General features: G+C 66.3%; 5 protein-coding genes. All 5 read right to left on the bottom strand.

Annotated features, from left to right (window positions below; translation table 11 throughout):
- Positions 1 to 837, bottom strand: an 837-nt coding sequence (locus tag HNR75_RS15335; RefSeq protein WP_188027818.1) for an integrating conjugative element protein, incomplete at its 3' end; no start/stop codon positions are given.
- 9 nt (positions 838 to 846) lie between these two features.
- Positions 847 to 1,794 carry a TIGR03756 family integrating conjugative element protein gene (locus HNR75_RS15330; RefSeq protein ID WP_009518520.1) on the bottom strand — a complete coding sequence of 316 codons (948 nt, stop codon included), beginning with the start codon at positions 1,792 to 1,794 and terminating at the stop codon, positions 847 to 849.
- On the bottom strand, positions 1,791 to 2,237 hold the full coding sequence (locus tag HNR75_RS15325; RefSeq protein ID WP_009518519.1) for a TIGR03757 family integrating conjugative element protein: 447 nt from the start codon (positions 2,235 to 2,237) through the stop codon (positions 1,791 to 1,793). Before HNR75_RS15325 ends, HNR75_RS15330 begins: the two co-directional genes overlap by 4 nt.
- 163 nt (positions 2,238 to 2,400) lie before the next feature.
- Entirely contained in the window at positions 2,401 to 2,895 is a 495-nt protein-coding gene (gene radC / locus HNR75_RS15320) for a RadC family protein (RefSeq protein WP_009518518.1), read from the bottom strand.
- A gap of 175 nt (positions 2,896 to 3,070) precedes the next feature.
- Positions 3,071 to 3,835 (bottom strand): DsbA family protein, encoded by a 765-nt coding sequence (locus HNR75_RS15315; protein WP_188027817.1) that lies wholly within the window; start codon positions 3,833 to 3,835, stop codon positions 3,071 to 3,073.
- Positions 3,836 to 3,887: the final 52 nt, after the last annotated feature.

Raw genomic sequence — 3,887 nt, 5'->3', positions numbered from 1 at the left:
CTGCACCTGTTCCCCGAGGACCCGGGTGGCCCATTCGGTCGCCTGCTGCGGCGACGTCCAGGTCTGGCAGGACAGGCTCGCGCAACTGGCGGGCGCGATGGAGGATGTGTCCGTCACGCCGCGCCCGTTGACCAGGTTGTAGCCCGCGCGGGTGACGTCGCCGACCACCCGAATGGCGGACTGGCCTGCGCCACCGGCATTGCTGCCGCCCACCCAGGGAACGCCGTCGTTGCCGCGGCGCGTCTCAGCCTGCTCGACGGCCGAAACGGCATCGTTGCTGCCAACCGCGTCACGCAGGGCCATGCCTTCGGCCATCTGGCTCCAGCCAAGCTGGCCGCCCGCCGTCTCGGCCATCTTCTCGGCCATCGCGCGGCACGTCAGCTTGGAGCGGTCGAAGTCCAGCCGCGCCTGCAGCACGCCGTTGGTCAGCAGGTTGTACAGGCCGGGATCGGCGCGCTGAATGATCAGCGCCGGCAGGGACGCCACCGCGCTGGTGGCACTCTGGATCACGTTGCTCATGATCTGCTGGAAGCCGTTCGTGATGCCGTTGAGCTGGTTGCGCAGCGTGGTCTGGATGCTCATGTCGCCGCAGATCAGGTTGCTGTTCCACCCCAAGCCGACCCCGATGGAGCGCATGCCAGCCGCGCGGCCCATGGACACCGCGCTGCCGCCTCCGATCGAGTACATGACGTCATCGCCAATGACGGGGCCGCTGTTCTGGTATCCGACCTGCGCCCACGCCAGGCCGCAGACCAGAGCGAGCGTGCCGGCCAGCGCCGTCGGGCGCAGCAAGTAGCACGTCTTGGCGGAAAGGTTCATCGGTTCAGGACGCTTCATCGTGGCACCTCAGAGGAAATCGACGCTGCCCAGGAACACCTGCCCGCGGCGTTCGCAGCAGGCATACGGCCGCCACAGCGCCCAGGCGTAGTCGCCTTGCTGGGCCTGGGTCAGCGTGCCGCTGTGGGGGAAGACCACGCAGGTGTTCGACAGACGAGGGGTCAGCTCCTGCCACTTCCCGGTGGAGGTATCGCCTTCGACCAGCGCCCCGGCCGGCCAGTAGCCGTCACGGGCGTTGGCGAGCAGTGGCTGGTACACGTGCAACTGCCCGCGGCGCGTGACGACATCGCCCGCGCGCTGGGCCACCACCGCCCCGGATTTGTGGTCGTCGGTCTGGTGCAGGAAGCCACCGCGTGGATAGACATTGCCCCAGAGGTTCATCGTGGTGCGCGCACCGACCTCACGCATGCCCGGAATCAACGCCTCCGGGTAGGCCATCTCGGGCACGTTGTAGCGCCAGGCCAGCGTGTCCAGGGTGCTGAGCAGATACGGCATGAAGGCCGTGCCCGCGCCTTGGCAGAAGTAGCCGGAGGACGAGGCGAACTGGTTGAACACCTCGCCGCCGGGATGGCCGATAACATCGCTGTTCTTGAATTTGGCGAGGTTGTTTTCATGATCCTCGTTCGTGGTGCCGTCCCCGCCGGCCTGGGCCGAAGGATTGGGCGTGCTCATGGCGCGCACTTCAACCCAGGGGTTCTCGCCGGTGTTCGAGTACGACGACACCACTGCATCGGGGATGTAGTGCCTGACCTTGACGGAGGTACGCACCGTGCAGCCGGTCCAGGTGCAATAGAGCCAGTAGCAGATACCCACCACCCGGTATTCCAGGCAATCGGGCGAAGCCACTGAACCCACGATGGTTGCCGTGTTCAGGGCGTAGCTGCCCGTGGCGCTAAGCAGCAGCACGGACGCGACAGCAGCTCGCATGCGGCGCAGAAGGTCGAATGGGTGGATCACGGTTCGGTCCTCCGGTGCTGTTCGATCCGCGCGATGGCGCGGGCCACGTCCGGCTCGCCATAGACCACATAGCGCTGGTCCACCACGACGGCCGGGACGGCGGTGATGCCCAGGCTCCATGCGTCCGTCACGCCCTGGTAGGCCGTCGCGATGCGCCGCTGAAGGTCAGTGCCTCCCTGGGTCAGCCGACGCTTGACCAGGGCTGTCGCCTGGTCGGGGTCGGTGGGCAGATTCGCCGAAAGCTCGGCCTCGATGCGCGGCGCTTCATCCAGCTCGATCAGCCTTTCGCCGCCCATGGTCTTGACCGGGTGGTGGCCGTCGGTGACGACCACCACGTCGGCGGCGAAGGTGACCGGGCTGAACACCGCCAGGGACGCCGGCAGCGCCACGGCCAGGCCAAGGGTTCGCCAGCCTGGTGCGAACCGGGTAAAAGCTGCTGGCATGTCATGCGCCCCGGAAGTTGATCAGGGCCATAGTCAACCGCCGAACCCCATGCGGTCCCAACAAACAATGCGCATCGCGGCCACCCCGCATACCTGCTTGTGTCGCCGCGAAGAAAAAGCGGAGGCCGAAGCCTCCGCGCTGATCAACGAAGCAGTGCAACACTTACAGCAGGCCGGACTCCGCAAAGGAGAACGGGGCACCCTGGCCGACGATGATGTGGTCCAGTACCCGCACATCGATGAGCGCCAGCGCGGCCTGCAGTTGCTGGGTCAGCACGCGATCCGCGATCGACGGCTCGGACATGCCCGAGGGGTGCTGATGTGCGAAGACCACCGCAGCGGCATTCAATTCCAGCACACGCTGTACGACGACACGCGGATAGACCGAAGTCGAGTTGATCGTGCCCCTGAACAACGGCTCGTAGGCCAGCACCTGATGCATGCTGTCAAGGAATACAGCGACGAATATTTCGTTGGGCTCGGCCACCAGCTTCACGTGCAGGTAGTCGCGCACGGCCGTGGGGTCGAGGAGTTTCGGACCCGCTTTGAAAACCCGCTTCTCCAGCAGTGCAATGGCTTGCTGGATGATCCAGTCCTCGTGCTGGGCAGCGATGGCGGAAAGCGACTCCAGGCAGGAGTCATTGACGACGAAAGACATGGCGAACCTCCAAATGGTGAGATCGGAGGGCGCGCGCCCGGGGAGGGCAAGCCCTCCTGGGGAACGAACAAGGTGCATCCATCACCGCGGGAGCGGTGATCGTTCGCGGCCAGGATGCGAGGCGAACGGGTTGCGGTCAGCGCAGCGGACTGCGCCGTAGCCTTGAAGACCGGGGCTACCTGGGCATGTCGCCGACGACGTCGGCAGGCATTTCCGATGTAGGTGTGGCGGCGGGATCGCGGGCCGCGAGCATGTCCATGGCCGACAGCAAGGCATCGCCCTCGATCGGACCCTGCAGCAGGATAGCCTTGCCGGTTTCGCGATCGTGTAGCCGCAGCGACGGCGTGGCGGTCACGCCGCTGTTCGTGGCTTCCGCAGTTTGGGCGCGAATCGCCGCGTCGGGCCGCTCGCTCGCGATGCACTGCTCGATGGGTGGCGTAAGGTCGGGGTAGCGCAGGTCCTCGGGCAAGCCCTGACCGTCGCTGCGCGTGTGGGCATATACCCACTCGACGGCCTGCCAGAAGGCGGCATGACCGCTGGCTTGGCCCGCGCATTCCGCCAGGCGCGCTTCCGCGGACGCGGCCGGCTCATGCGCTGCCAACGGGAGGTGATGCCATTGCAAGGCCACGTCCGCATTGCCGGCCACCCAACGCTTGAGCACTGGGAAATAGGACCGGCAGAACGGGCATTCGAGGTCCGCGTAGAGCGTCAGCGTGAAGCGTCCTTCCGGATTGCCCATCTGACACGGAGGCCCAGCCACCTGCGTCTCGCTGACTGGCGCTGAAGTCTGAGGCGTGGACTGCCCGGGCCAACGGGACACGAGCCAGATCAGCAGCAGTGCAACCAGCGCTGCGGCCACTGTCCAAGGCCAGCTGGGCCGCCAGTGCCGACGGCGGAACGCCTGCACCTGCATCGGAATGGAAGGACGTTTCTGTTCCATGGCGTTCTCCGGTGTACGGCAGATTCAGGGCAGGTCCAGGGTCGGCGACTCG

The organism is Tolumonas osonensis, assembly GCF_014202415.1.
Lineage (GTDB): Bacteria > Pseudomonadota > Gammaproteobacteria > Enterobacterales > Aeromonadaceae > Tolumonas > Tolumonas osonensis.
This window is presented reverse-complemented; position numbering and strand designations above follow the sequence as displayed.

What these genes read in the sequence shown, in the direction of transcription:
- HNR75_RS15325 (WP_009518519.1), bottom strand. Translation starts at nt 2,237, where the DNA reads ATGCCAGCAGCTTTTACCCGGTTCGCACCAGGCTGGCGAACCCTTGGC.
- HNR75_RS15315 (WP_188027817.1), bottom strand. Translation starts at nt 3,835, where the DNA reads ATGGAACAGAAACGTCCTTCCATTCCGATGCAGGTGCAGGCGTTCCGC.
- radC (WP_009518518.1), bottom strand. Translation starts at nt 2,895, where the DNA reads ATGTCTTTCGTCGTCAATGACTCCTGCCTGGAGTCGCTTTCCGCCATC.